Source organism: Pseudomonas sp. NY15356, from assembly GCF_048068175.1.
GTDB lineage: Bacteria > Pseudomonadota > Gammaproteobacteria > Pseudomonadales > Pseudomonadaceae > Aquipseudomonas > Aquipseudomonas putida_K.
The window spans coordinates 68097-88258 of the sequence record NZ_JBLUPW010000003.1 but is presented as its reverse complement, the minus strand read 5'-3'; the positions used below and the strand labels follow the sequence as shown (position 1 = coordinate 88258).

Sequence of the window (20162 nt, the reverse complement as noted above, 5' to 3'; positions counted from 1 at the left end):
TTTATCAACCTACAGCGCTAGGGTGAATGCGCGACTGGCCAGCAGCGTCTGGTCACGCCGACCGGCAGTACCGGCTCGTGTGTTCCATCGGCTTTGGGAAGACTCCAGTGATAAAAAAAATCCTGATCGCCAACCGGGGTGAAATCGCAGTTCGGATCGTACGTGCGTGCGCCGAGATGGGCATTCGCTCCGTGGCGATCTATTCCGACGCCGACCGTCATGCCTTGCACGTCAAGCGCGCCGACGAGGCCTACAGCATCGGTGCCGAGCCCCTGGCCGGCTACCTGAACCCGCGCAAGCTGGTGAACCTCGCTGTGGAGACCGGCTGCGACGCCTTGCACCCAGGTTACGGTTTCCTTTCGGAAAATGCTGAGCTGGCGGAAATCTGCGCCGAGCGTGGCATCAAGTTCATCGGGCCTGCCGCTGATGTCATTCGCCGCATGGGCGACAAGACCGAAGCGCGCCGCACCATGATCCAGGCCGGTGTCCCGGTCACCCCGGGTACCGAAGGTAACGTCGCCGATATCCATGAGGCCCTGGCCGAGGGCGACCGCATCGGTTACCCGGTAATGCTCAAGGCTACGTCCGGTGGCGGCGGTCGTGGTATCCGTCGCTGCAACAGCCGCGAGGAACTGGAGCAGGCCTTCCCCCGCGTGATTTCCGAAGCGACCAAGGCTTTCGGTTCGGCGGAAGTGTTCCTGGAGAAGTGCATCGTCAACCCCAAGCACATCGAGGCGCAGATCCTGGGTGACAGCTTCGGCAATGTGGTGCACCTGTTCGAGCGCGACTGCTCGATCCAGCGCCGTAACCAGAAGCTCATCGAGATCGCCCCAAGCCCCCAGCTGACCCCGGAGCAGCGTGCCTACATCGGCGACCTGGCTGTGCGCGCAGCCAAGGCAGTGAACTACGAGAACGCCGGTACCGTGGAGTTCCTGCTCGCCGATGGCGAGGTGTACTTCATGGAGATGAACACCCGTGTGCAGGTGGAACACACCATCACCGAGGAAATCACCGGCATCGACATCGTTCGCGAACAGATCCGCATCGCCTCGGGCCTGCCCCTGTCGGTCAAGCAGGAAGACATCCAGCATCGCGGCTATGCATTGCAGTTCCGTATCAACGCCGAAGACCCGAAGAACAACTTCCTGCCCAGCTTCGGCAAGATCACCCGTTACTACGCGCCCGGCGGCCCAGGCGTGCGTACCGATACCGCGATCTACACCGGCTACACGATCCCGCCGTTCTACGACTCCATGTGCCTGAAACTGGTGGTCTGGGCGCTGACCTGGGAAGAAGCCATGGACCGCGGCCTGCGGGCCCTGGACGACATGCGCGTGCAAGGCGTCAAGACCACCGCCGCGTATTACCAGGAGATCCTGCGCAATCCGGAATTCCGTAGCGGCCAGTTCAACACCAGCTTCGTGGAAAGCCACCCGGAACTGACCAACTACTCGATCAAGCGCAAACCCGAAGAGCTGGCCCTGGCCATCGCCGCCGCCATTGCTGCACACGCAGGCCTGTGAGGAACCGAATAATGTCCAAGAAAATCTTTGTCACCGACACAATCCTGCGCGATGCCCACCAGTCTCTGCTGGCCACCCGCATGCGCACCGAAGACATGCTGCCGATCTGCGACAAGCTCGACAAAGTCGGTTACTGGTCGCTGGAAGTCTGGGGTGGCGCCACTTTCGATGCCTGCGTGCGCTTCCTCAAGGAAGACCCATGGGAACGCCTGCGCAAGCTGCGCGCCGCGCTGCCCAACACCCGCCTGCAGATGCTGCTGCGCGGCCAGAACCTGCTGGGCTACCGTCACTACAGCGATGACGTGGTCAAGGCCTTCGTCGCCAAGGCTGCGGTCAATGGCATCGACGTGTTCCGTATCTTCGACGCCATGAACGATGTGCGTAACCTGCGCGTGGCCATCGAGGCGGTCAAGGCTGCAGGCAAGCACGCCCAGGGCACCATCGCCTACACCACCAGCCCCGTGCACACCATCGATGCCTTCGTGGCCCAGGCCAAGCAGATGGAAGCCATGGGTTGCGACTCGGTGGCGATCAAGGACATGGCCGGCCTGCTGACCCCCTACGCTACCGGCGAGTTGGTCAAGGCGCTGAAGGCCGAGCAGTCGCTGCCGGTGTTCATCCACTCCCACGATACCGCGGGCCTGGCTGCCATGTGCCAGCTCAAGGCGGTGGAAAACGGTGCCGACCACATCGACACCGCTATCTCCAGCTTCGCCTGGGGTACCAGCCACCCGGGCACCGAGTCGATGGTCGCCGCCCTCAAGGGCACCGAGTTCGATACCGGTCTGGACCTGGAGCTGCTGCAGGAAATTGGCCTGTATTTCTATGCCGTACGCAAGAAGTACCACCAGTTCGAAAGCGAGTTCACCGCCGTGGATACCCGCGTGCAGGTCAACCAGGTCCCGGGCGGCATGATTTCCAACCTGGCCAACCAGCTCAAGGAGCAGGGCGCGCTCAACCGCATGAACGAAGTGCTGGCGGAAATTCCGCGGGTGCGCGAAGACCTCGGCTTCCCGCCGCTGGTCACCCCGACCTCGCAGATCGTCGGTACCCAGGCGTTCTTCAACGTGCTCGCCGGCGAGCGCTACAAGACCATCACCAACGAGGTGAAGCTGTACCTGCAAGGTGGCTATGGCAAGGCGCCGGGCGTGGTCAACGAGCAGCTTCGCCGCCAGGCGATCGGTAGCGAAGAGGTGATCGACGTGCGTCCGGCCGACTTGCTCAAGCCGGAGATGGCCAAGCTGCGTGCCGAGATCGGCAACCTGGCCCGCTGCGAGGAAGATGTGCTGACCTTCGCCATGTTCCCGGACATCGGCCGCAAATTCCTCGAGGAGCGTGAAGCCGGCACCTTGGTTCCTGAAGCCCTGCTGCCGATTCCAGAAGCGGGCGCTGTGGCCGGCCCGGGCGGCGAAGGTGTGCCGACCGAGTTCGTCATCGACGTGCACGGCGAGACCTACCGCGTCGACATCACCGGCGTGGGTGTCAAGGCCGAGGGTAAGCGCCACTTCTACCTGTCCATCGACGGCATGCCGGAAGAAGTGGTCTTCGAACCGTTGAACGAGTTCGTCAGCGGTGGCGGCAGCAAGCGCAAGCAGGCCAGCGGCCCAGGCCACGTAAGCACCACCATGCCGGGCAACATCGTCGATGTGCTGGTCAAGGAAGGTGACACGGTCAAGGCCGGCCAGCCGGTGCTGATCACCGAAGCCATGAAGATGGAGACCGAGGTCCAGGCGCCGATCGCCGGCAAGGTCACCGCCATCCACGTGGCCAAGGGCGATCGTGTCACGCCGGGCGAGATCCTGATCGAGATCGAAGGCTGATCGAAGCCTTCGACGACAAGCGGTTTACCTCATGGGGAGCGATATGCTCCCCTTTTTTTGTGCTGCTCCTTGTACGCAATCGCGGGGCAAGCCCGCTCCCACAGGCTGGACTGCTCCCGGTACCACTTTCTTGGCGCCGTCGACCTTGTGGGAGCGGGCTTGTCCCGCGATTGCGTCAGTTCTGGCGACTCAGTCCGTGCGGCAAGCCTCCAAAGTCTTCAATTGCCCGCCAGGCCGCTGATTCTCCTCGCTCAACCAGCGCTCGAACCCCGCTGCCACCGCCGGCCATTCCTCGTCGGTAATCGAATACCAGGCAGTATCGCGATTGTGGTCCTTGACCACCATGTGATTGCGGAACACCCCTTCGAAGACGAAGCCGAAACGCTCGGCTGCACGCTTGGAGCGGGCGTTGGCGTTGTTGCATTTCCATTCCAGGCGACGATTGCCCAGGGCGAAGCCGAGCTTGCCCAGCAGGTAGACCGCCTCGGTACCTTTCGGGGTGCGCTGCATGGCAGCGCCGAAGGCGATATGGCCGATCTCGATGCGGCCATGGTCGGGAACGATGGACATCAGGCTGAGAATACCCTGCACCTGGCCGTTGGCCCGGTCGATGACGCTGTAGAACAGCGGGTCGTGGCCTGTTGCATTGCCTTGCAGCCACCGATCGAAGGCCTCGCGTTCGCTGAAGGGGCCATAGGGCAGGTAATCCCACAGGGCAGGGTCGGAGCCTGGGCCCTGCAAGACCGTCCACAGGTCATCGCCATGGCGCGCCGGATCGAGCTTCTCCAGGCGGATGAACCGGCCTTCGATGGGCTCGGCCTTGGGTGTTGCGGCGGGCTTGAAGTTCAGTGCGTCGCGCATGGTCGGCCTACAGTGGTTTACGGAATTGAATGAAACCTGGCCGTTCGGCGACCTGTTCGTACAGGCCGATCGCGGTGGCGTTGGTTTCGTGGGTCAGCCAGTGCACCTTGATGCAGCCGGCCGCCTTGGCGGTGGCATAGACATGCTCGATCAGTTGCCGGCCGATACCCAGGCCGCGCTGCTGGCCATCCACGTACAGGTCCTGCAGGTAGCACGAATTTTCGATGCTCCAGTTGGACCGATGATAGATCCAGTTGACCATCCCCACTGCCTTGCCATCGACCCAAGCCAGGGCCGCATGGGTAGGCTCGTTCGGGTCGAGCAGGCGTTGCCAGGTGCTGGCGCTGACGGCTTCCGGCAGTTCGGTTTCATAGAACCGCAGGTAGGCCTGCCACAGGGCGAGCCAGGCAGCATGGTCGGTGGCGCTTACTGGGCGCAGGACAATCTCGGACATGGTGGTTTTCCTTTTCCTTCAGAGTGAATGCATGTGTGCGGCAAGCTGGTTGTCCAGGTGATCCGCGCTGGCGGCCAGGCCTTCGCGTACGCCTCGGATATCCTCGGCCGAGCGGTTCTGGCTGAGCTTGCGCGCGCCTTGCAGGCGGGTGATGGGCACGCGAATGCCGACGATGGCGCGAAGCATGCCGTCTAGGTAGTCGCGCGGGGCATCGCTCACCTTCCAAGGCTCGGCGCGCCCTTGTTCGTGACGATCGCTCAGGCGGCTGACAAGCTCGAGCAGGCGAGGGGCGTCGTGGAACGCCTCGACCGGGCCATAGGCATGGACGGCCAGGTAGTTCCATGTCGGCACCACCTTGTGATGCTCGGCTTTGCTCGGGTAGTAGGACGGGCTGACGTAGGCATCTGCGCCGGCGAATACCAGCAAGGCTTCACCGCCCTGGGCCAAGGCCTGCCATTGAGGGTTGGCCCGGGCCAGGTGGGCATAGACGGTCCCATATTCGCCTTCATGAGGTGCGAGCAAAACCGGCAGGTGGGTCGCCAGCAGGCCTTGTTCGCCATGGCTGACCAGTACGGCGAGGCGGGTGTCGAGCATCTGCTGGTGCAGGCGCTCGAGATCATGTTCCTGATGGGGCTTGGCGTTGTACATGGCGCAGGTCCTTGTTCGATGGCTCCATCCTAGGCAGGCTATTGGTACCAGGTAAGAGCCAATAGCAGCTGTTTTGATAGGTCCAATACCATGCATGAACGCCCCTTTGCGTTGCCCTTCGACCCTGCCGGTATCGTGCTGGACCGCCGTCGTGGGCTCAGCCAACAGCTCTACCAGGCGCTGCGGGCAAGGGTGTTGGATGGTCGCCTGGGCAGCGGTACGCGTCTGCCGGCGACGCGTGACCTGGCTGTGATGCTGTCGCTTTCACGCAACAGTGTGGTGCGTGCCTATGACCAGCTATACGCCGAAGGCTATATCGAAAGCCGGGTCGGCGATGGCACCTATGTCAGCCAGCTTCCGAAACTATCCACACAAATGTCCACAGGGTTATCCCAGGGTTTATCAACAGGTTTATCCACAATTTGCGTATCTGATACTGAGGATTTATCCAGCTCAGGTCGCTCTGGAAGCGCCATGGAGCGCCTGAAAACCCATCATCTTCCGCCGCCACGTACAGGTGCGCCGCGCGCATTTCGCGTTGGAGTTCCGGCGTTCGACCTGTTTCCTTTCCAGCTCTGGGCCAGGCTGCAAGCGGGTTTCTGGCGAAAACCGGATGCCGCACTGTTGGGCTATGGCGACCCTGCGGGTGAACCGCTGCTCAGGGGGCTCATCGCCGCCTACCTACGTCGCTCGCGCGGGCTTGCTTGCACGGCTGAACAAATTGTGATCACCAGTGGTGCGCAAGAAGCCATAAGCCTTTGTGCACAGTTGCTGTTGCAGCCGGGCGACGAGGTAGCTGTGGAAAACCCTGGATACCGCGCGGCAGGTCATACCTTTGCCTTGGCCGGAGCCTGCGTGCGAGGCGTACCTGTGGATGAGGAAGGCCTGGACTGCGAACGCCTGGCGCAGTTGGCCGAGTGCCGGCTGGCCTACGTCACACCGGCGCACCAGTACCCCACCGGTGTCACCATGAGCCTGGCCAGGCGGCTGTCGCTGCTGGACTGGGCCGAGCAGCGCAACGGTTGGGTGATCGAGGATGACTACGATGGCGAGTACCGCTACAGCGGCGCGCCTCTGGCGCCCCTGGCTGCCCTGGACCGGCAGGGGCGGGTTCTATATGTCGGTACCTTTGGCAAGATCGCCTTTCCTGCCCTGCGCCTGGGTTACCTGGTGCTTCCGCAGCGGCTGGTGCAGCCTTTCAGCCAGGGGCGAGCACTGGCGGTGCGGCATTCGGAGATAGGTAACCAGCACGTCATGGCGCAGTTCATGGCCCAAGGGCATTTCCAACGGCACATCCGGCGCATGCGCAAGGCAGCGCTGGCACGGCGCAATGTGCTCAAGGCGGGTTGGCCTACCGGTGTGCCAGGGTTGGGCGATATGCCGGAAGTGGCAGCGGGGCTGCATGTGAGGGTGGCTGTGGATAACTATGCGAGAGAGCAGGAACTGGTGGCGTTGGCCGAGGCGGTTGGCGTGGAGGTCAATCCGCTGAGCAGCTACTGGCTCGAAGACAGCGAGGTGCCTGTGGATAAACGAGCGGGGCTGGTGCTGGGGTTTGCGGCTGTGCCGGAGGCGCAGATCGCGGATGCGTTGATGCGGGTGCGCAAGGCATGGAGAACATGAGCGCCCGAAATCGCCGGCAAGCCGGCTCCCACAGGTCTGGCGGTGTTTCTGAAAACGCGCAGAACAGGTGGGAGCCGGCTTGCCGGCGATCGGGCCTCGGGTCAGGTCCCGGACTTGATCCGTGTCCAGGCCCGGGTCCGTGCCCGCTCGGCGTCGCGCTGCAAGGGCTTCAAGGTATACAGCTTGGCCATTGCCTCGGCGGTCGGGTACAGGTTGGGGTTGTTGCGGATCGCCGGGCTGACCTTGTCGGTGGCATCCTTGTTCGGGTTGGGGTAGCCGACGAAATCGCTGATCGGTGCGATCACTTCCGGCCTCAGCAGGTAGTTGATGAAGGCATGGGCGTCTTCCGGGTTGGCGGCATTCTTCGGAATGGCCAGCATGTCGAACCAGATCGGCGCGCCTTCCTTGGGCAGGCGCATGTCCACCACCACGCCGTTCTTGGCGTCGCGAGCGCGGTTGGCCGCCTGGGAGAAGCTCCCCGAATAGCCCACGGCCACGCAGATATCGCCGTTGGCGATGTCCGCCATGTACTTGGAGGAGTGGAAGTAGGTGATATGCGGGCGGATCTTGAGCATCAGCGCTTCGGCTTTCTTGTAGTCGGCCGGCTTCTCACTGTTGGGCGGCAGCCCAAGGTACTGCAGGGCCAGCGGCAAGATCTCCGACGGCGAATCGAGCAAGGCCACGCCGCACTGCTTGAGCTTGGCGATGTTCTCTTCCTTGAAGATCAGGTCCCAGCTGTCCACCGGGGCATCGTCACCCAGCGCGGCCTTGACCTTGTCCGGGTTGAAGCCGATCAGTACGGTGCCGTACATGTAGGGCACGGCATGCTTGTTACCGGGGTCGTTGGCCTCGATCAGCTTCATCAGTGCCGGGTCCAGGTGCTGCCAGTTGGGTAGTTTGCTGCGGTCCAGGGGCTGGAACACCCCGGCCTCGATCTGCTTGGCCAGGAACACGTTCGACGGGACCACCACGTCATAGCCGGAGTTGCCCGTGAGCAGCTTGGCTTCCAGGGCTTCGTTGGTGTCGAAGATGTCGTAGATCAGCTTGACGCCGCTGTCCTGCTGAAAGTCCGTCAGGGTTTGCGGCGTGATGTAGTCGAACCAGTTGTACACCCGCAGGGTGCGCTGTTCGGCTTGGGCCGGCAGGCCGCCGGCCAAAAGGCCGGCGGCGATGAGCGGGGCGAGCAGACGCGTGAGACGGGCCATGGTCAGGCTCCTGGCTGGGTGCGCTGGAAGCCTTCCAGCACGTTGACGGCATTGATACCGATTTCTTCCACAGCGTAGCCGCCTTCCATGACGAACAGGGTCGGTTTGCCCAGGCGGCCGATGCGTTCGCCCATGGCCAGGTAGTCGGGGCTGTCGAGCTTGAACTGGGAAATCGGGTCGTCCTTGAAGGTGTCCACGCCCAGGGAAACCACCACCACGTCCGGGGCGTAGGCGGCGATGCGTTGGCAGGCGTCTTCCAGCGCCTGGCTCCAGGCTGCCCAGTCACTGCCGGCGGGCAGGGGGTAGTTGATGTTGCAGCCTTCCCCGGCGCCTTCGCCGGTTTCGTCGGCATAGCCGAGGAAGAACGGGAATTCGTCCTGGGGATCGCCGTGGATCGAGGCGAAGAACACGTCGCCGCGCTGGTAGAAGATGTCCTGGGTGCCGTTGCCATGGTGGTAATCGACGTCCAGGATGGCGACCTTGCGGTGGCCTTGGTCGAGGAATGCCTGGGTCGCGATGGCGGCGTTGTTCAGGTAGCAATAACCGCCCATGACCTCGGCGGCGGCGTGGTGCCCTGGTGGGCGGCACAGGGCGAAGGCCGAGTGTGCCCCTTGCTGGATCGCCGCTTGGGCGGTAAGGGCAACCTGGGCTGCGCTGTAGGCGGCTTGCCAGGTACCGGCGGTGATCGGTGCGCCGGCATCGAAGCTGTAGTAGCCCAGCTCGCCGTGCAGCCCGGTTGGCTTGACCTTGCGCAGTGTGCGCGCCGGCCAGGTGAACGGCAGCAGGTCGCCTTCCTGGCCCAGTTCGGCCCAGCGCGCCCAGGCGCCTTCGAAGAAGTCCAGGTAGTCGGCGCCATGCACCCGCAGCAGCGGGGCGCGGCCGAAGTCGCGTGGGCCTTCGATGGGGCCGAGGTTGCGCTTCTTTACTTGGTCCAGGACATGGTCGGCGCGCGAAGGCATCTCGAAGCAGGGCATCAGCTTGCCGTCGATCAGCTCGCAGCGGCCGTGGTGCAGGCGGTGGTCATCGGAATAGATCGTCAGCACGTTGTTGTTCTCCGGTTTTTACTGGCGTGCCTCATTGTGTGAGGGGGCGTGGCCGGGGAGAACGACGGAAACGGCCAAAAGGGGATCGATGTGGCCAAAGGCGGTGTGCGGTTTTCAAGGCCCAATCGCCAGCAAGCCGACTCCCACCAGTTCTGCGCTGTACCTGTGGGAGCCGGCAAGCCAGCGATTGGGTCAATGCAGTCAGCCGCGAAAATGACTGGGCGCTACGCCGCTCCAGCGTTGGAAGGCATGCCGAAAACTCGCCGTCTCGCTGAACCCCAGGGTTTCGGCGATGCGATAGATCGGCATCTGGTCCTCGGCCAGCAACTGCTTGGCCCGCTCGAAGCGCAACTCATCGAGCAGTTGCTGATAGCTGCACCCCAGCGCCTGCAGGTGCCGGCGCAAGGTGCGCGAAGAGCAGTTCATCTGCCGCGCCAGGCCTTCGAGCCCTGGCGCGGTGTCCAGTTGCTGGACCAGCAACTGGCGAATGCGCCCCAGCCAGGCCTGGCGCCCGGTGAATTCCAGGTTGAGCTGCCGGCAGCGTTCCGCCATGGCTTTGTGGGTGATGGGGTCGGCTAAGGGCAGGGGCGTGTCCAGCCAGCGGCGCTCGAAGGCGAATGCGTTGTCGCTGGCCTCGAAGCCCAGCGGGCACTGGAAGGCGTCTCCATACAGGTGATGGTACCCGGGCCTGGGGTACTCGAAGCGTGCCGCCAGCAGCGGTAGGGGTTTGCCCAGCAGGTCATCGCAGATGACCTTCAAGGAAACCAGGCAGAACTCCACGTTGAAGGCTGCCAGTTCCGGGCTGTCCCGGTAGTCGCTGGCGCTGAACCAGACCCGCTGGCCGTCATCCACCAAGCGCAGCTGGAAGGCTGTGCCCAACAACGCCGGGTAGCGGAGCGCCAGGCGCAGGGCGTCACCCAAAGTGGCACTGGAGAGCAGGGCGTAACCGAGCATCCCGTAGCACGACACATGCATGCGCCGGCCCAGCTCCAGGCCGATCTCCTCGCGCAAGGCCACGGCGTTGGCGCATACCTGCAATTCCTGCTGGGTGGTGATGCGCGCATCGGCATGGCCCAGATCCGCCAGCGCGATGCCGCTGCCGGCCAGCAACCGCGAGGCATCGCAGCCTTCTTCCTGGAAGACCTTGAGAATCAGCGAAACCGCGTTGAGGGTGGTGAGGTGGCTGTGCAGCATGCTCGGTATCCCGTTGGGCTGGGAGGCATTATGGAGCAAGTTGTGTGCCGGGCGGGACGACCCTGCGACCCTGTGAAGGGCGGGCATAAAAAAAGGGCCCAAAGCGTTGCTCGGGCCCTTGAAAGGTTGAGAGGTGTCTAGTCCCTCGACCTGGTGAGACGTTTCAAGCCGTCGGTTACGCCTTCAGCGGAACCAGACGTGGGGCGATCATGTTCTCTGGACGCAGGATGTCGTTGAGCATCGCTTCGTCCAGCAGCTGTTCCTCGCGCACCAGTTCCAGCACGCCGCGGCCGGTTTCCAGGGCGACGCGGGCGATACGGGTGGCATTTTCGTAGCCGATGTACGGGTTCAGGGCGGTGACCAGGCCGATCGAGTGCTCGACCAGTTCACGGCAGCGCTGTTCGTTGGCAGTGATGCCGACGATGCAGTGCTCGCGCAGCATGTCCATGGCGCGCTGGAGCAGGCGGATGGAGTCGAAGATCTTGTAGGCGATCAGCGGTTCCATGACGTTGAGCTGCAGCTGGCCGCCTTCGGCGGCGACGGTCAGGGCCAGGTCGTTGCCCATGATGGCGAAGGCGACCTGGTTGACGGCTTCCGGGATAACCGGGTTGACCTTGCCTGGCATGATCGAGCTGCCTGGCTGGCGAGCCGGCAGGTTGATCTCGTTGATGCCGGTGCGTGGGCCGCTGGACAGCAGGCGCAGGTCGTTGCAGATCTTCGACAGCTTGACCGCGGTACGCTTGAGCATGCCGGAGAACAGTACGAAGGCGCCCATGTCGGAGGTCGCTTCGATCAGGTCGGCAGCCGGGACCAGTGGCTGGCCACTGATGGTCGCCAGGCGCTGCACGGCCAGGGCCTGGTAGCCTGGGTCGGCGTTGATGCCGGTACCGATCGCGGTACCGCCCAGGTTGATCTCGGTCAAAAGCTCAGGCGCCAGGGAACGCAGACGGTTCAAGTCTTCGGTCATGGTGGTGGCGAAGGCGCGGAATTCCTGGCCCAGGGTCATCGGCACGGCGTCCTGCAGCTGGGTGCGGCCCATCTTCAGTACGTGGTCGAATTCCTTGCCTTTTGCGGCGAAGGCCTGGATCAGGCTGTCGAGGCTGGCCAGCAGGGCATCGTGGCCCAGCAGCAGGCCCAGACGGATGGCCGTCGGGTAGGCGTCGTTGGTCGACTGCGCCATGTTCACGTCGTTGTTCGGGTGCAGGTACTGGTACTCACCCTTCTTGTGGCCCATGGCCTCCAGCGCGACGTTGGCGATGACCTCGTTGGCGTTCATGTTGGTAGAAGTACCAGCACCGCCCTGGATCATGTCCACCACGAACTGGTCGTGGTATTCGCCGCGGATCAGGCGGGCACAGGCCTCGCTGATGGCAGCGTGCTTGGCATCGCTCAGGTGGCCCAGCTCACGGTTGGCGTCGGCAGCGGCCTGCTTGACCATGGCCAGGGCCACGACCAACTTCGGGTAGTGCGACAGCGGAACGCCGGAGAGGTGGAAGTTGTTGGCAGCGCGCAGGGTCTGGATGCCGTAGTAGGCATCGGCAGGGACTTCAAGGGTACCAAGCAGGTCTTTTTCGACGCGGAACGATGCAGCGGAGGACATGACGGATATCATCTCGATTTAAACCCGGCACCAGCCGGAATGGCGCCAATCCTAGGCCTGGGCGGATTTTGCGGCCAATGCTGTTGCACGCTAACCTATGCACAAACGGCATACCGATTCATGTGACGCCAATTGACAATCGAGCGTGTCCCATTTTGGTGCACGCTGGGAGATCGCTTCATGAACCTCGAAAGCAAGTGGCTGGAGGACTTCAGCGCCCTGGCCGCTACCCGCAGTTTTTCCCAGGCGGCGGAACGCCGTTTCGTGACCCAGCCAGCGTTCAGCCGGCGGATCCGCAGCCTTGAGGCTGCCTTGGGCCTGACCTTGGTGAATCGTTCCCGCACGCCTATCGAACTGACCGAAGCCGGGCAGCTATTTCTCGTCACAGCGCGCACCGTTGTCGACCAGTTGAGCGAAGTTCTGCGGCATTTGCATCACCTGGAAGGTGGGCAGGGCGAAGTGGTGCAGGTGGCGGCGGCACACTCCCTGGCGTCGGGCTTCTTCCCACGCTGGGTCGCCCAGTTGCGCAACGACGGCTTGAACATCGCCACCCGCCTGGTCGCCACCAACGTAGGTGATGCGGTGCATGCACTGCGCGAAGGCGGTTGCGACCTGATGCTGGCCTTCTATGACCCGGACGCTGCCCTGCAGATGGATGCCGAGATCTTCCCGTCGCTGCACATGGGCACCACGGAAATGTTGCCGGTGTGTGCGGTGGGTGCCGACGGCAAGCCGTTGTTCGATCTCGAGGGTGAAAGCAGCGTGCCGTTGCTGGCCTACAGTGCCGGTGCCTTCCTCGGACGTTCGGTGAACCTGCTGCTGCGCCAGCGCAACCTGCGCTATACCACGGTCTATGAAACCGCCATGGCCGACAGTCTCAAGAGCATGGCCCTCGAGGGCATGGGCATCGCCTGGGTACCACGGCTGTCGATGCGCGGCGAGCTGGAGCGTGGCGAACTGGCGATCTGTGGGGGCAGCCAGTGGCACGTACCACTGGAAATCCGCCTGTACCGCTGCGCCCTGGTGCGCAAGGCCAACGTACGCCTGCTGTGGCGCAAGCTCGAGGGCGGCACGGCAGCTGTGTCAGTTGACTCAAAAGTCAGCCAACCCCCCGAAAAATAAGGCCGACAGTTGGTCGCCGGGGTGCCTTTACGGCACTGCCTTACGGTATACTGCGCGGCCCCTGGACCGGATCGATCCGGTCATTGATCAGCAAACAAGCCACGCCGGTCGTCCCGCGTGGCTTGTTGTTTTTTGACGCGCCCGCGGGCGCACAAGCGAAGAGGCTCGACGATGAGTGCACTGGTTGGCGTGATCATGGGCTCCAAGTCCGATTGGTCCACCCTTAGCCACACCGCCGATATGCTGGAAAAACTCGGCATTCCCTACGAGGTGAAGGTGGTTTCCGCCCACCGTACCCCGGATCTGCTGTTCCAGTACGCCGAGGAGGCCGAAGGCCGCGGCATCGAGGTGATCATCGCCGGTGCCGGTGGCGCTGCCCACCTGCCAGGCATGTGCGCCGCCAAGACCCACCTGCCGGTGCTGGGCGTGCCGGTGCAGTCGTCGATGCTGTCGGGTGTCGATTCGCTGCTGTCGATCGTGCAGATGCCGGCAGGCGTGCCGGTCGCCACCCTGGCCATCGGCAAGGCCGGCGCGATCAACGCGGCATTGCTGTCGGCGAGTATCCTGGGCGCCAAATACCCGCAGTACCACGCGGCACTCAAGCAGTTCCGCACGGAGCAGACCGAAACCGTCCTGGACAACCCGGACCCGCGCCAGGCCTGAGGCTATCAACATGAAGATCGGTGTAATCGGTGGCGGCCAGCTGGGCCGCATGCTGGCCTTGGCGGGAACGCCGCTGGGCATGAACTTCGCTTTCCTCGACCCCGCTCCGGACGCCTGCGCGGCGCCCTTGGGCGAGCACCTGCGTGCCGACTACGGCGACCAGGACCACTTGCGCCAGCTGGCTGACGAAGTCGACCTGGTGACCTTCGAGTTCGAGAGCGTCCCGGCCGAGACCGTGGCCTTCCTTTCGCAGTTCGTCCCGGTCTACCCGAGCGCCGAAGCCCTGCGCATCGCCCGTGACCGCCTGTTCGAGAAGAGCATGTTCCGCGACCTGGGCATCCCGACGCCGGCCTTCGCCGACATCCTCTCCCAGGAAGACCTGGACGCCGCCGTGGCCAGCATCGGCCTGCCAGCGGTGCTCAAGACCCGTACCCTGGGCTACGACGGCAAGGGCCAGAAGGTCCTGCGCACTGCCGACGACGTGGTGGGCACCTTTGCCGAACTGGGCAGCGTGCCGTGCCTGCTCGAAGGCTTCGTGCCATTCACCGGCGAAGTTTCGCTGGTGGCCGTGCGTGGCCGCGATGGCGAAACCCGCTTCTACCCGCTGGTGCACAACACCCATGAAAGCGGCATCCTGCGCCTGTCGGTGGCCAGCCAGGCGCACCCGCTGCAGGCCCTGGCCGAAGACTATGTCGGGCGCGTGCTGCAGAAGCTGGACTACGTGGGCGTGATGGCCTTCGAGTTCTTCGAGGTCGACGGCGGCCTGAAGGCCAACGAGATCGCGCCACGGGTGCACAACTCCGGGCACTGGACCATCGAAGGCGCCGAGTGCAGCCAGTTCGAGAACCACCTGCGCGCCGTTGCCGGCCTGCCGCTGGGCTCCACCGCCAAGGTCGGCGAGAGCGCCATGCTCAACTTCATCGGTGAAGTGCCGGCGGTGGACAAGGTCGTGGCCATCGAGGGCTGCCACCTGCACCACTACGGCAAGGCGTTCAAGGTCGGTCGCAAGGTTGGCCATGCCACCCTGCGCTGCGCCGACATGGCCACGCTCAAAGGCAAGATCGCTGAAGTCGAAGCGCTGATCGCCGGCTGATTGAACCTCTGCCCCGGCAGACCCTCTGAAATGGCAACAAGCCAAAGCGCTGTCTAGGCTTTGGCTTGTTCCATTTCATTGCAGAGGGATCGCCATGGGTATCATCGGAACCATCTTCATCGGCCTCATCGTCGGCCTGCTGGCCCGCTTCCTCAAGCCTGGGGACGACAGCATGGGCTGGATCATGACCATCCTCCTGGGCATCGCCGGCTCCCTGGTCGCCACCTACGGCGGGCAGGCCCTGGGTATCTACCAGGCGGGCCAGGCCGCCGGTTTCGTTGGCGCCCTGATCGGCGCCATCGTCCTATTGGTGATCTACGGATTCATCAAGAAACGCGGGTGACTGGTTTAGAATGCCCGGCAATTCACCCGAGTTGCCGAGCATTCTCCATGCGTGCGTTTTTCCTTGCTTCCCTGTTATTGGCCAGCACCCTGGCCCATGCCGAATTGCCCGAGACCGACTGGCTGGAACTGATGCCCAAATCGGACCAGAAGGCGCTCGAGCAGATGCCCGAAATCGACCACAACTCCCCCGAGGCCATGGGTACCTTCACCGACAAGGGTGGGCTCAAGCAGGCCAAGGGTTTGCCGGCGGTGATGTACTCGACCAAGACCGTGGCGGCCATGAACGGCAGGCAGATCCGCCTGGGCGGGTATCCGGTTCCGTTGGAGAGCGATGCCAAGGGCAACAGCACACTGTTCTTCCTGGTGCCATACCCCGGCGCCTGCATTCATGTGCCACCGCCGCCACCGAACCAGCTGGTGCTGGTGCGCTATCCCAAGGGGCTGAAGATCGACGACATCTACACGCCGTTGTGGGTCAGTGGGACGCTGAAAGTGGAAAAGGTCAGTAATGACCTGGCGGATGCGGCCTATGCCATGGATGCGGGGAAGGTGAGGGTGGTAGAAGACGCCGATCTCTGATTTTCTTTCCGGCCCAATCGCCGGCAAGCCGGCTCCCACCTGTCCTGCGCTTTTTCCAGGGACACCGCCATACCTGTGGGAGCCGGCTTGCCGGCGATTGGGTAACGCAGAGGCCCCGCTACAAGGCCTCGCTGCCGATGGTGACGCTCAGCACGTGACTTGCCCCGGGCGCCAGGGTCACCACGTCATCCCACACGTTCGCCGTCTCGATGCACAGCATCCGCTGCCAGCCATCATCCGCCATGTCTGGCAACGCCTTCGCGCGGTCGGCCCAGGGGTTCCAGATCACCGCAGAACGCGAACCGGCGCTGTGCAAGGTGATGCGGCGGTTCCAGTGCGGGTCGACGATCTTCAGCACGGCAGGCACCTGCAGGTAGATGCGGTCGGTTTCCCCGGCAAAATCCAGCGCGCCATGTTGCTGGCGCAGCGCCCAATCGGCCAAGGTTTCGATATAGCCCAGGCTCTCCACGCCTTCGACGCGTGCCTGGCGCACATCGCTCACTGCGAAGTAGCTGTGCAGCGCTTGGCTGAGGGTGACGCTGCCATTGCCCATGTTCTGGCTGCGCAGGGTCATCTTCAGTTGAGTGCCCATTTCGATCAGCAGCTTGAGCTCGACGTCGTGGGGCCAGCCGGGCAGGTCGCCCTGGGCCTCGGGCAGGCTGAACTCGATGCGCAGGCCTTCGTCCGCTTCCTCGATACCCAGCAGCTGCCAGTCACGGGTGCGGGCCAGGCCATGGGCGGGTGCCTGTTCGCCTTGGTACATGGCCTGGACGGCCTGAGGGTTGCGCTGCAGGTTGCCGAACCAGGGCCAGCACACCGGCACGCCGGCGCGTACCGACTTGCCCTGGCGGAAGATGGCCTGGTCGCTGAGCCACAGCAGCGGCGGCTCGCCCAGTCGCTGATAGCTCAGGACCTGGGCGCCCTGTTGGGCGATCAGCAGTTCTGCATGCGCGCTGGTGATGCGCCAGCAGTTGAGCTCGCCGTGTTGTTCCGTTTCGACCTGGAAGGTAGCCATTGCGCTTGTCTCGTTGGGATGCAAATGAGGCCTTGGACCTCATGCCTTGCAACGAGTTTAACGCGCCTGTGGCTCAGCGACGAGGGACGGAGCGGGTGCGGCCACTGCCATCGATGGCGACGAACACGAAGACGGCTTCGGTGACCTTGCGCCATTCGCTGGACAGCGGGTCGTCGCTCCACACTTCCACCATCATCCGGATGGAGCTGCGGCCGATTTCCAGGGTCTGGGTATAGAAGGACAGCTGCGCGCCCACGGCGACCGGTACCAGGAACGCCATGCGATCGATGGCCACGGTGGCGACACGGCCACCAGCGACACGGCTGGCCATGGCCGTGCCGGCCAGGTCCATCTGGGCTACCAGCCAGCCGCCGAAGATATCGCCGAAACCGTTGGTTTCGCGCGGCAGGGCGGTAATCTGCAGGGCCAGGTCGCCCTGTGGGATGGGATCTTCTTGTTCGAGCTCAATCATGCGGTGGGGGCCTCGGACCCGTGACGCTTCGTTGGTTGGCGCAAAGAACGGACGCCGGGAAAACGATTCAGCTGAAACCATACTACGCTGATTTCGCTTCGGTGGGCGGCCAAAGGGAAACTCTGCGAAACCGCCTGAAACACTTGACCGGCGTTTTCGCACAACATCCCATTAGAGGCGCAACCTTTTCCTACGAGCGGCCAGTATATAGACCTGAACAGCCAGCGACGACCGTGCATTCATGAATATCTGTATGGATTTTGTACCGCTATGAGTCACCTGCGGCAATTTGTTATCTTCGCCGGCGACATCCTCCAGAAGCCGCATGACAAACGGCCTGCACGACAATAAAGAGAAAAGCCATGACCTCCGTGCCGAGCAGTATCGAGCAGCCTTCGCGGCCGCTGACCCGCAGCGACTATAAAACCCTTTCCCTGTCCGCCCTTGGCGGAGCGTTGGAGTTCTACGACTTCATCATCTTCGTTTTTTTCGCCACGGTGGTCGGCAAACTGTTCTTCCCCGTCGACATGCCTGAGTGGCTGCGCCTGATGCAGACCTTCGGCATCTTCGCCGCCGGCTACCTGGCCCGGCCGCTGGGCGGCATCATCATGGCGCATTTCGGCGACCTGCTCGGGCGCAAGAAGATGTTCACCCTGAGCATCTTCATGATGGCGGTGCCGACCCTGGTCATGGGCTTGCTGCCGACCTATGCACAGATCGGCCTGTGGGCGCCGATCCTGCTGTTGGCGATGCGCGTGGTCCAGGGCGCCGCGATCGGTGGCGAGGTGCCAGGAGCCTGGGTATTCGTGTCCGAGCACGTGCCGGCCCGTAACACCGGCTATGCCTGCGGCACGCTGACTGCCGGCCTGACCTCGGGCATCCTGCTCGGTTCGTTGGTGGCCACTTTGATCAACACCCTCTACAGCCCCGATGAAGTGGCGGCCTACGCTTGGCGTATTCCTTTCCTGTTGGGCGGCGTGTTCGGGCTGGTAGCGGTGTACCTGCGGCGCTGGCTACATGAAACCCCGGTATTCGCCGAGATGCAGCAACGCAAGGCCCTGGCCGAAGAACTGCCGTTGCGCGCGGTGCTGCGCGACCACCGCGGCGCGATCATCCTGTCGATGCTGTTGACCTGGTTGCTGTCGGCGGCCATCGTCGTGATCATCCTCATGACCCCGGCGCTGCTGCAGAGTCTTTACCAGGTCAGCCCCACCGATTCATTGAAAGCCAACAGCCTGGCCATCGTGCTGCTGAGCTTCGGCTGCGTCGCAGCCGGCAGCCTGGCCGACCGTTTCGGTGCCGGGCGGGTGTTCGTGGTGGGCAGCCTGCTGTTGCTCGTGTCTTCGTGGGTGTTCTTCCACAGCCTACCGAGCCGGCCTGACCTGTTGTTCCCGTTGTATGCGATCACCGGCCTGTGCGTGGGGATCGTCGGCGCGGTGCCCTACGTCATGGTCAAGGCGTTCCCGCCGGTGGTGCGGTTCAGTGGGCTGTCGTTCTCTTACAACCTGGCCTACGCGATCTTTGGCGGGTTGACGCCGATGGTGGTCACGGCGCTGCTGAAGTTCAGCCCGATGGCGCCGGCCTATTATGTGGCCGGGCTGTGCGCCGTTGGCCTGTTGGTGGGGGTGTACTTGTTGGCGACCAAGCGCTGACCGGGCCTGAACAACCGCTCTCTGCAACATCCTGCAAAGGCCATCCCGGTTTCCGGTGATGGCCTTTCATCCAATTGTCACATTCGAGTCATAGAGTGTTCATGCGGCCTGCAGATACTTGGGCCCGTTCCATCTCACACCCCAAATATTCCTGCTAGGAGTTAGGCATGAAACTGAAGCGTTTGATGGCGGCCCTCACGTTCGCCGCCGCTGGCGTCGCTACCGCCAATGCGGTTGCCGCCGTCGATCCTGCAATCCCGACCTACACCAAGACCACTGGCGTATCGGGCAACCTCTCCAGCGTCGGTTCCGATACCCTGGCGAACCTGATGACTCTGTGGGCCGAGGCCTACAAGAAGGAATATCCGAACGTAAACATCCAGATCCAGGCTGCCGGTTCCTCCACTGCGCCACCCGCGCTGACCGAAGGTACCGCCAACCTAGGCCCGATGAGCCGCAAGATGAAGGATGTCGAGCTGCAGGCCTTCGAGCAGAAGTACGGCTACAAGCCGACCGCCATCCCGGTTGCTGTCGACGCCCTGGCCGTGTTCGTGCACAAGGACAACCCGATCAAGGGCCTGACCATGGCCCAGGTCGATGCGATCTTCTCCTCCACCCGTCTGTGCGGCGGCAAGGCCGACGTGAAGACCTGGGGCGACATCGGCGTGACCGGCGACCTGGCCAACAAGCCAATCCAGCTGTTCGGCCGCAACTCGGTATCCGGTACCTACGGCTATTTCAAGGAAGAAGCCCTGTGCAAAGGCGACTTCAAGCCTAACGTCAACGAACAGCCTGGCTCGGCCTCGGTCGTGCAGTCGATCAGCAGCTCGCTGAACGGCATCGGCTACTCGGGTATTGGCTACAAGACCGCCAGCGTCAAGACCGTACCGTTGGCCAAGAAGGAAGGTGGCGCGTTCGTCGAAGATAACGAAGCCAACGCCCTGAACGGCACCTACCCGCTGTCGCGCTTCCTGTACGTCTACGTCAACAAGGCCCCGAACAAGCCTCTGGCCCCGCTGGAAGCCGAGTTCGTCAAGCTGGTGCTGTCGCAGGCTGGCCAGCAGGTCGTGGTGAAGGACGGCTACATCCCGCTGCCAGCCAAGGTGGTCGACAAGACCCTGGCTGACCTGGGCCTGTCCCACGCCGATAACGTTGCAAAAAAGTAAGTAACTGAGGAAGGGGCCGGTGCTTGATGCCCGGCCTTTTCCACGAATTCCCAGTCCGAAGCCAGGGCTCCTGAGCGGCGGGCTTTT

The 20162-nt window shown here is 63.3% G+C and carries 19 protein-coding genes; 10 read left to right on the top strand and 9 right to left on the bottom strand.

What is annotated here, in order from left to right; genetic code table 11:
• The first annotated feature begins 107 nt into the window (after positions 1-107).
• Both ACNFCI_RS04245 and oadA read left to right on the top strand, forming a co-directional pair.
• Complete coding sequence (locus tag ACNFCI_RS04245; RefSeq protein ID WP_070093419.1) at positions 108-1523, top strand: acetyl-CoA carboxylase biotin carboxylase subunit; 1416 nt, start codon at positions 108-110, stop codon at positions 1521-1523.
• An 11-nt stretch (positions 1524-1534) separates the two neighbouring features.
• The gene (oadA, locus tag ACNFCI_RS04240; protein ID WP_084855295.1) at positions 1535-3343 is read left to right on the top strand and encodes a sodium-extruding oxaloacetate decarboxylase subunit alpha; all 1809 of its coding nucleotides are present in this window, start codon (positions 1535-1537) and stop codon (positions 3341-3343) included.
• A 189-nt stretch (positions 3344-3532) separates the two neighbouring features.
• Here the strand turns inward: oadA and ACNFCI_RS04235 are convergent, their stop codons facing one another.
• The 3 genes from ACNFCI_RS04235 to ACNFCI_RS04225 are packed head-to-tail and all read right to left on the bottom strand — an operon-like array spanning position 3533 to position 5306.
• Complete coding sequence (locus ACNFCI_RS04235; RefSeq protein ID WP_368828732.1) at positions 3533-4204, bottom strand: GNAT family N-acetyltransferase; 672 nt, start codon at positions 4202-4204, stop codon at positions 3533-3535.
• Positions 4205-4211: 7 nt separating this feature from the next.
• Entirely contained in the window at positions 4212-4658 is a 447-nt protein-coding gene (locus ACNFCI_RS04230) for an N-acetyltransferase family protein (RefSeq protein WP_368828733.1), read from the bottom strand.
• An 18-nt stretch (positions 4659-4676) separates the two neighbouring features.
• Complete coding sequence (locus ACNFCI_RS04225; RefSeq protein WP_324813463.1) at positions 4677-5306, bottom strand: FMN-binding negative transcriptional regulator; 630 nt, start codon at positions 5304-5306, stop codon at positions 4677-4679.
• Between the two features lie 90 nt (positions 5307-5396).
• Here ACNFCI_RS04225 and ACNFCI_RS04220 point away from each other — a divergent pair, with 90 nt between their 5' ends.
• Complete coding sequence (locus ACNFCI_RS04220) at positions 5397-6926, top strand: PLP-dependent aminotransferase family protein (protein ID WP_368828734.1); 1530 nt, start codon at positions 5397-5399, stop codon at positions 6924-6926.
• A gap of 101 nt (positions 6927-7027) precedes the next feature.
• Here the strand turns inward: ACNFCI_RS04220 and ACNFCI_RS04215 are convergent, their stop codons facing one another.
• From ACNFCI_RS04215 to aspA, 4 genes are all read right to left on the bottom strand, one after another.
• Positions 7028-8131: a polyamine ABC transporter substrate-binding protein gene (locus ACNFCI_RS04215; protein ID WP_368828735.1), complete on the bottom strand. Its 1104-nt coding sequence runs from the start codon at positions 8129-8131 to the stop codon at positions 7028-7030.
• 2 nt (positions 8132-8133) lie between these two features.
• Entirely contained in the window at positions 8134-9174 is a 1041-nt protein-coding gene (locus ACNFCI_RS04210) for a histone deacetylase family protein (protein WP_224457445.1), read from the bottom strand.
• A gap of 201 nt (positions 9175-9375) precedes the next feature.
• On the bottom strand, positions 9376-10368 hold the full coding sequence (locus tag ACNFCI_RS04205) for an AraC family transcriptional regulator (protein ID WP_084855302.1): 993 nt from the start codon (positions 10366-10368) through the stop codon (positions 9376-9378).
• A gap of 175 nt (positions 10369-10543) precedes the next feature.
• Complete coding sequence (gene aspA / locus ACNFCI_RS04200) at positions 10544-11968, bottom strand: aspartate ammonia-lyase (RefSeq protein ID WP_084855303.1); 1425 nt, start codon at positions 11966-11968, stop codon at positions 10544-10546.
• A gap of 180 nt (positions 11969-12148) precedes the next feature.
• Between aspA and ACNFCI_RS04195 the strand changes: the two genes are divergently transcribed.
• The 5 genes from ACNFCI_RS04195 (at position 12149) to ACNFCI_RS04175 (ending at position 15770) form a co-directional block, all read left to right on the top strand.
• Positions 12149-13090 carry a LysR substrate-binding domain-containing protein gene (locus tag ACNFCI_RS04195; protein WP_368828736.1) on the top strand — a complete coding sequence of 314 codons (942 nt, stop codon included), beginning with the start codon at positions 12149-12151 and terminating at the stop codon, positions 13088-13090.
• A 171-nt stretch (positions 13091-13261) separates the two neighbouring features.
• Positions 13262-13753: a 5-(carboxyamino)imidazole ribonucleotide mutase gene (gene purE / locus ACNFCI_RS04190; protein WP_043209945.1), complete on the top strand. Its 492-nt coding sequence runs from the start codon at positions 13262-13264 to the stop codon at positions 13751-13753.
• Positions 13754-13763: 10 nt separating this feature from the next.
• Complete coding sequence (locus tag ACNFCI_RS04185; RefSeq protein WP_084855306.1) at positions 13764-14846, top strand: 5-(carboxyamino)imidazole ribonucleotide synthase; 1083 nt, start codon at positions 13764-13766, stop codon at positions 14844-14846.
• 94 nt (positions 14847-14940) lie between these two features.
• Positions 14941-15189 carry a GlsB/YeaQ/YmgE family stress response membrane protein gene (locus ACNFCI_RS04180; RefSeq protein WP_084855307.1) on the top strand — a complete coding sequence of 83 codons (249 nt, stop codon included), beginning with the start codon at positions 14941-14943 and terminating at the stop codon, positions 15187-15189.
• Between the two features lie 47 nt (positions 15190-15236).
• The gene (locus ACNFCI_RS04175) at positions 15237-15770 is read left to right on the top strand and encodes a DUF3299 domain-containing protein (RefSeq protein WP_084855308.1); all 534 of its coding nucleotides are present in this window, start codon (positions 15237-15239) and stop codon (positions 15768-15770) included.
• A 118-nt stretch (positions 15771-15888) separates the two neighbouring features.
• On the opposite strand, the gene ACNFCI_RS04170 is transcribed toward ACNFCI_RS04175, so the two are convergent.
• Both ACNFCI_RS04170 and ACNFCI_RS04165 read right to left on the bottom strand, forming a co-directional pair.
• Positions 15889-16785, bottom strand: a complete 897-nt coding sequence (locus ACNFCI_RS04170) for a D-hexose-6-phosphate mutarotase (protein ID WP_324813447.1) — start codon at positions 16783-16785, stop codon at positions 15889-15891.
• Between the two features lie 73 nt (positions 16786-16858).
• Entirely contained in the window at positions 16859-17257 is a 399-nt protein-coding gene (locus ACNFCI_RS04165) for an acyl-CoA thioesterase (protein WP_016712731.1), read from the bottom strand.
• Between the two features lie 362 nt (positions 17258-17619).
• Here ACNFCI_RS04165 and ACNFCI_RS04160 point away from each other — a divergent pair, with 362 nt between their 5' ends.
• Positions 17620-18909: an MFS transporter gene (locus tag ACNFCI_RS04160; protein WP_084855310.1), complete on the top strand. Its 1290-nt coding sequence runs from the start codon at positions 17620-17622 to the stop codon at positions 18907-18909.
• Positions 18910-19076: 167 nt separating this feature from the next.
• Positions 19077-20075, top strand: a complete 999-nt coding sequence (locus ACNFCI_RS04155) for a phosphate ABC transporter substrate-binding protein PstS (RefSeq protein ID WP_084855311.1) — start codon at positions 19077-19079, stop codon at positions 20073-20075.
• The last annotated feature ends 87 nt before the right edge of the window (positions 20076-20162 follow it).